The following is a 7,264-nucleotide window of genomic DNA, read 5'->3' on the forward strand; positions in this document are numbered from 1 at the left end:
CAATCTGTTTACGGTAGCGGGCATCATTTCAATGGACTGTGCCATGACCCGATCGCCCGACGCGCCGGCTTCCGAGCCGCGCCAACGCCGCGCCCCCAAGGGTGAAAAGCGCCGTGAAGAACTGCTCGACGCCGCCCTGCAGCTGTTTTCCCTCGAGGGCTACAGCGGTGCCTCCATCGCCCGCATCGCCGAGCGCGTGGGTATCAGCGTGGCCGGTGTGCTGCATCATTTTCCCAACAAGATCGCGTTGCTGATGGGCGTGCTGGATCGCCGTGACGAGGTCAACCGGCGCATTGCCGACGAAGTGCGCAACGACGGCAGCCTGGATGGCCTGTTCGGCAGCCTGCGGGCGATCAACCGTTCCAACTGCGGGGCGCCGGGGGTAGTGCGGGCGTTCAGTATTCTCAATGCCGAGAGCCTGGTGGAGGGGCATCCGGCCTGGGAGTGGTATCAAGCGCGCTATCAGGATATCTATGGCCGCCTGGGCGGGCATTTGCGCGAATTGATGGAGCGAGGGGAGGTACGCGAGGATGTCGATCTGCAGGCCATCACCCAGCAGATACTGGCGATGATGGACGGGCTGCAGTTGCAATGGCTGCGGTTTCCCGAGCAGGTCGATCTGGAGAAGCGGTTCGATGCCTATATCGAGCAGGTCGATCAGGCGATTCGGCGGCCGACTTGATGATGCACCGCCAGTGTGAGGCAACTCTGTAGTGAGGGGGCTTGCTCCCGATAGGGCGGCACTGACACGCAGCGCATGGCAGGTCCGGCCTATCGGGAGCAAGCCCCCTCGCCACAGAGCGAACATCCTGCGGGTGTGAACCCGCAGGAGCCTTCAGTGCTTAGTAATCAGTCGAACCGTAATCACCGTCGCTGCTACCGGTGTCATCACTGGTCTCTTGATGACCCACGCCGCCAGTCTTCACCGTCGTCACAGTGACCTTGGTGGAGTTCAGCGCCGAGCGTGGCAGCGGGTTGCTGGTGGTGGTCGACAGGTCTTGACGGAACTGATTGACCACCTTGCCTTGCAGACGAATGTCCTGCGACGAAGCACCCAGCGAGATGTTGAAGGTATCGGCGTCGATGACCCACTGCTTGCTGTCGACATCGAAGTAAGCCAGCGAGCGATCGTTTAGCTCGATGGTCACATGGCGCGTCTCACCCGGCTGCAGGAAGACCTTCTTGTAGCCCTTGAGCTCTTTGAGTGCCCGCGCGACTTTCGGGTGTGCCTGGCCGACATACAGCTCGGCGACTTCGGAGCCGGCGACCTTGCCGGTGTTGGTCAGGTCGAACGACACCTTGATCGGCGTATTGCCCACGGCCACACCAGGGGTCACGCTGATGTTGTTGTAGCCGAAGGTGGTGTACGACAGGCCATAACCGAACGGGAAGAGCGGCTTGGTGCCCTTCTTCTCGTAACCGCGGTAGCCCAGGAACAGGTCGTCCTTGTAGCTGGTTTCCTTGAGCGACAGGTTGTTGTCGTAGTTCGGGAAATCGGCGTACAGCGGGTTGTCTTCGATGTTGCGTTCGATACTGATCGGCAGCTTGGCCGACGGGTTGACCTTGCCGAAGAGGATCTCGGCCAGCGCCTGACCACCGTTCTGGCCAGGGTAGAAGGCGTGCAACGCAGCCGGGACCTGGTCGATCCAGTCCGCCATCTTCAGGCCGGTACCGCCGTGGACGGTCACCACGGTGTTCTTGTTGACCTTGGCGATGCTCTGGATCAGCTCGCTCTGGTATTCCGGCAGGTCGAAGCCGTGGTCGAAACCTTCACCTTCGTATTCGTTGCTGTTGCCGACCGCAACCACCACCGCGTCGTACTTGGACAGGTCTTGCGGCGCTGCCAGCGAAGCCCAGGACAGCTGCACGCCGACCAGGCCACCCATGGTCGAAATGTAGCCATCGCGACGCGAGTATTCGAGCTTGATGTCGTAGGCCTTGCCGGCTTCCAGGTGCACCTTGCCGAACGACGGGATGGTCGGTGGGATGCTGTTGGTCGGCAAGTGTTCGCCATCGCCGTTGTTGACGATTTCCTGGCCATTGACCCACAGGCGCACAGCGCCGTCGGCACGTACCTTGAACACCTGATCGCCGCTGACGGTCGGGGTCACGGTACCGCTATAGCGGATCGAGGTGTTGGCGGTGTCGCCGTTGACCGGCAGGCTGTCGGTCGACCAGTCCAGATCGACGTGATCGCTGATCTGCGTGGCAGCGGCATCACCCGACCAGTTGGCGTTGGTGAAGTATTCGGTCTTCAGGCCGGCAACGGTGTTGCCTTTGCTGTCCTTGGACGACCATACCGAAGCGCTTGGATCCAGCGACAGGCCGTCGATGAATTCGACCTTGGCATTCGGCGCCGTCTGGGTCAGGCCGCTCAGCTCGCTGATGTAGTGGCTGGCCATGACGTTGGCGCTGCCGAAACCGGTGGGCGGCGCGTACTTGGCCAGGTTGCCGACCACGGCGATTTTCTTGACCTTGGATTTGTCCAGCGGCAGCACATTGCGGTCGTTCTTGAGCAGCACGATGCCTTCGCGAGCGACGTTCAGGGCGACCTTGTTGCTGGTGGCGCTGTTCATGTTGTGGGTGGTCAGCGGCGCGAACTTGTCGAACTGGTACAGGTAGATCGCGCGCAGGATGCGGCGCACCTTGTCGTCGATGGTCGCGGCCTTGAGCTCGCCGCTGTCCAGATACGGCTTGAGGATGGTGCTGTTCATCTGGTAGCCCATCATGTCCAGGTCGGTACCGGCCTGGGCAGCGGGGAGGCCATCGACCACCGCGTTGTAGTCGCTCTGGATGAAGCCCTTGTAGCCCCATTCCTTCTTCAGGATCTGGGCGATCAGGTGCGAGTTCTCACAGGCGTACTCGCCGTTCACTTTCTGGAACGAGCACATCATCATCGCCACCAGGCCGTTCTTGGAGGCGGACTCGAAGCTCGGCAGGGTCATCTCGCGCAGCACGCGCTCGGGGATCTTTTCGTCGAGGATGAAGCGGTTGGTTTCCTGATCGTTGGCGGCGAAGTGCTTGGCTTCGGCCCAGACGCGACGGGACTGGATACCGTTGATCGCGGCGGTGCCCATGCTGGCACCGAGGAACGGATCTTCACCGGACAGGTATTCGAACGCGCGGCCGCCGTACGGAGTGCGGTAGAGGTTCATGCCGGGGCCAGTGATGAACTGGTAGCCGCCGGACGCGGTGTCGTAGCCCAATGCGCGACCGAAATCGATGGCACGACGCGGGTTCCAGGTGGCGGCGATGTTCGGGCCGGAAGGGTAGACCACACCCTGGGCGTTGCCTTCACTGGTGTAGCGCACCCCGGCACCGCCGTCGGCGCCGTGGATCTGCGGCACGCCATAGGCGCTCAGCGGCTTGACGTCCCAACCACCAATACCGCCGATGTAGGCCAGCTTCTCTTCCATGCTCATCTTCGCCACGGTGGCGGCGGCGGCTTTGTCGGCACGTTGCTCTTTGGCTTCAAGCTGGGTCTGCGTCGTGGTGTCGGCGGCATGCACTTGCGCGATTGCCAGGCCCAGTAGTGCCAGTGCCGATTTGGCCCCAAGAAGTGTTCGATTGCGCATCTGTGATTACTCCAACTGCCGATCTTGCCCCGCGCTCTTATGTCGCAGGCAACTAGCGCAATGCCTTGCTGGCGGCAAGTCTCGGCCCCTCCCGTCTCGATTGGGCAAGGAACAAACAGGCAGCAGCGGGCATGGCTATCGCCGTGCGATGAACCGGGGAATTGTTTGAAATAAAAGTGTAAATGCTGGCAACTTGCCTTCAAGCCGCTGGCCATGTATCCACTTTCATTTAAATTAAGAGGGTGTTTTTCAAATTGTGTCAACACCAAAAATGCGTGGATTTAAAAATGTAATTTTTTTGTGTCAGGATGTGAACCTAAGCTAAACCTACAGGTCTGTTGGTTTAGTAAAATCGACGTCACCCCCGGTTTTATTGGGTTTCTAGGCTTTATGTCGGCGGTGATGGCTAATTGGCAGTATTTTAGAAATATTGATTTGTCATAACTTTGAACGGGAGTTGATTTATATGAAGTGGCCACTTATCGCAGGGTCGGCAGTGTTGTCGATGGTCGTTGCAGGTATGGCATTGGCCGATGATTCCGCCAATTCAACCAGCGCTTCGGGTACGTCCGATTCCACGGTCATGACGCAGACTCACGACGCCAAGGCTGAAAAGAAACAGGCGCAGAAAACCATCAAGGGCGGTCGCCCGATCAATACGCAAACCACCACTACTAAATAAAAGGGTGGCTGTATCGGGGCGTCTGCAAAGGCGCCTTTTTATTTATCTGCAGAAGTCCATTTCATGTCCTTGTCCCCCATCGATGCCGTGCACGCGCCGTTGCCTGCCGACGCGCAGATCTGCCAGTGGCTGCTCGCCCATGGTGGTCTGAAGCCGGTGGACCTGGAGCGTGCGCGGCGTCTGGAGCAGGACTCGGCCAGCAATGAACTGCTTGGCCTGCTGACGCGGCTGGGGCTGGTCTCGGAAATGTCCCTGGCCGAGGCCTGGGCCGCTTGCCTGCCAGCGCCCTTGCTGCTGGCGGCCGATGCACCCCCCGTGCTCGAGTCGCTGCCGGCGCTGAGCGAGCGCTTTTTGCGTCATCACCGCGTGGTGCCCCTGGGCCCGGAGCGTGATGGCCTGCATGTCCTGGTGGCCAACCCGGCCAATCGCTACGCCATCGAGGCGGTGGCCTATGCCTGCCAGATGCCGGTGTACCTGTCGGTGGGCGCGGCCAATGAAGTGGAAGCCTTGATCGAGCGCTACTTTGGCCAGGGCCGCTCGGCGATGGGCTCGCTGATCGAGACCCTCGACGAGGAGGGCGGCGCCAAGGAGGACATCGAGCACCTCAAGGACCTGGCGTCCGAGGCGCCGGTGATTCGCCTGGTCAACCTGATCCTGCAGCGTGCGGTGGAACAGCGCGCTTCGGACATCCACGTCGAGCCCTTCGAAAGCCAGCTCAAGGTGCGCTACCGCATCGACGGCGTACTGCATGAAGCGGAGGCGCCGCCGTCGAGTTCGGCGGCAGCGGTCATCTCGCGCTTGAAGATCATGGCCCGACTCGATATCGCCGAGCGGCGTTTGCCGCAGGATGGCCGCATCATGCTGCGCATCCAGGGCAAGTCCCTCGACCTGCGGGTGTCGACGGTGCCGACCAGTTTCGGCGAGTCGGTGGTGATGCGTTTGCTCGATCGCCAGACTGTCAGCTTCGATTTCCAGAGCCTGGGCATGGACGGCGAGCGCCTCGAAGGCTTCCTCGAGGTGCTGCGCAACCCCCACGGCATCCTGCTGGTGACCGGGCCTACCGGCTCGGGCAAGACCACCACGCTGTACACCGCGCTGTCGCAACTCAACACCGCCGAACGCAAGATCATCACCGTCGAAGACCCGGTGGAATACCAGCTCGAAGGCATCAACCAGATTCAGGTCAAACCCTCCATCGGCCTGGACTTCGCCGGGGCGCTGCGCTCCATCGTGCGTCAGGACCCGGACGTGATCATGATCGGCGAGATGCGCGACCTCGAGACCTGCCGCATCGCCATTCAGTCGTCACTGACCGGTCACCTGGTGCTCTCCACCCTGCACACCAACAGCGCCGCGGCGAGTATCACGCGGCTGCTGGACATGGGCGTGGAAAGCTACCTGATTGCCTCGACGGTCAAGGGCATCCTCGCTCAGCGCCTGGTGCGACGCCTGGATCCCGAAACCCGTATCGCCTTCGAGGCGCCGCCGGAACTGGTCGCCGCCCATGGCCTCGACCGCTTTACCGAACAGCGCCCGATCATCCTTTATCGGCCCGACACCGAAGCCATCGGTGGCGGTTATCACGGTCGCAGCGCCATCACCGAATTGCTGGTGATGAGTGAAGAACTGCGTGGGCTGCTGATGCGCCAGGCCGACGCCGCGACTCTCGAACAGGCTGCCCGCCGCGGTGGTTTGCGGACCTTGTACGAAGAGGGTCTGCGCCAGGCGGTGGCCGGTATCACCTCGCTGGAAGAGGTGCTGCGCGTAACGCGTGGCGATTGATATGGCCGACTTCAACTACCACGCCGTCGACAGTGAGGGCGCCAGCCAGCGCGGGGCGATCAGCGCTACCGATCAACCGGCGGCCGTGGCGCTCCTGCAAAAGCGCGGGCTGATGGTCTTGAGCATTCAGGCCAGCGCCGGTGCCAGTGGCCTGGGGCGCCGACGCAGTGCTCTGAGTGGCGCGGCGCTGGTGAGTTTCACTCAGCAGCTGGCGACCTTGTTGGGCGCCGGCCAGCCGCTGGAAAAATCCCTCGGCATCCTTCTCAAGCAGAGCACCGAGCCCAAGCGCCGCGCCCTGCTGGAGCGGGTGCGCGAGCAGGTCAAGGCAGGCAAGCCGCTGTCCCAGGCGCTGGAAGAAGAGGGCGGGCAGTTCTCGACCCTGTACATCAGCATGTTGCGCGCCGGTGAAGCCGGCGGCTCGTTGGAAAGCACCTTGCGCCAGCTCTCCGAGTACCTGGAGCGCAGCGAGACGTTGCGCGGTGAAGTCATTAACGCGCTGATCTATCCGATCTTCCTGGTGGTCGGCGTGCTGGGTTCGCTGGCCTTGCTGCTGGCCTATGTGGTGCCGCAGTTCGTGCCGATCTTTCGCGATCTGGGCGTGCCGATTCCGTTGATTACCGAGGTGATCCTGCGGGTCGGACAGGTGCTCAGCGATGACGGCTTGTTGATCCTGGCCGGGTTGATCCTGTTGATCTGGGGTATCGCCTGGCGGCGTCGCGATCCGGCTCGGCGCCTGCGTTTCGATCGGCGGCTGTTAGCCGTTCGCGTCATCGGCCCGTTGCTGCAGCGCATCGAAGCGGCGCGTCTGGCGCGGACCCTGGGCACTTTGTTGAGCAACGGTGTGGCCTTGCTGCAGGCGCTGCTGATCGTGCGGCAGGTCTGTGGCAACCGCGCCATCGTCCAGCAGGTCGAGCAGGCCGGCGAGTGGGTCAAGGGCGGCGGTACATTGGCCAGCGCCTTTGGCGAGCAACCGCTGCTGCCGGAACTGGCTGTGCAAATGATCGAGGTCGGCGAGCAGGCCGGCAACCTCGACGCGATGCTGCTCAAGGTCGCGGACGTGTTCGATGTAGAAGCCAAGCGTGGTATCGACCGGATGCTCGCCGCGCTGGTGCCCACCCTGACCGTGGTCATGGCGGTGATGGTGGCGGTGATCATGCTCGCCATCATGCTGCCGCTGATGAGCCTTACCAGTAATATCTGAGGATTTTCCATGTCTCGTTTCAAC

The 7,264-nt window shown here is 61.9% G+C and carries 5 protein-coding genes; 4 read left to right on the forward strand and 1 reads right to left on the reverse strand.

The window, feature by feature from the left end; all coding sequences use genetic code 11:
• The first annotated feature begins 43 nt into the window (after window positions 1-43).
• A complete protein-coding gene (locus AC3WJP_RS27205) occupies window positions 44-682 on the forward strand; it encodes a TetR/AcrR family transcriptional regulator (protein WP_493724254.1) in 639 nt (212 codons plus the stop codon).
• A 160-nt stretch (window positions 683-842) separates the two neighbouring features.
• On the opposite strand, the gene AC3WJP_RS27210 is transcribed toward AC3WJP_RS27205, so the two are convergent.
• Entirely contained in the window at window positions 843-3,575 is a 2,733-nt protein-coding gene (locus tag AC3WJP_RS27210; RefSeq protein WP_493724255.1) for a beta-glucosidase, read from the reverse strand.
• Between the two features lie 466 nt (window positions 3,576-4,041).
• Here AC3WJP_RS27210 and AC3WJP_RS27215 point away from each other — a divergent pair, with 466 nt between their 5' ends.
• The 3 genes from AC3WJP_RS27215 to gspF all read left to right on the forward strand — a co-directional run bounded on the left by AC3WJP_RS27215 (window position 4,042) and on the right by gspF (window position 7,240).
• Window positions 4,042-4,257 carry a hypothetical protein gene (locus AC3WJP_RS27215; protein WP_493724256.1) on the forward strand — a complete coding sequence of 72 codons (216 nt, stop codon included), beginning with the start codon at window positions 4,042-4,044 and terminating at the stop codon, window positions 4,255-4,257.
• 63 nt (window positions 4,258-4,320) lie between these two features.
• Entirely contained in the window at window positions 4,321-6,039 is a 1,719-nt protein-coding gene (gene gspE, locus AC3WJP_RS27220; protein ID WP_493724257.1) for a type II secretion system ATPase GspE, read from the forward strand.
• A gap of 1 nt (window position 6,040) precedes the next feature.
• Window positions 6,041-7,240, forward strand: coding sequence for a type II secretion system inner membrane protein GspF (gene gspF, locus AC3WJP_RS27225; RefSeq protein ID WP_493724258.1), 1,200 nt, complete (start codon window positions 6,041-6,043; stop codon window positions 7,238-7,240).
• Window positions 7,241-7,264: the final 24 nt, after the last annotated feature.

The sequence above is a fragment of the Pseudomonas sp. GW821-FHT01A09 genome (assembly GCF_058986725.1).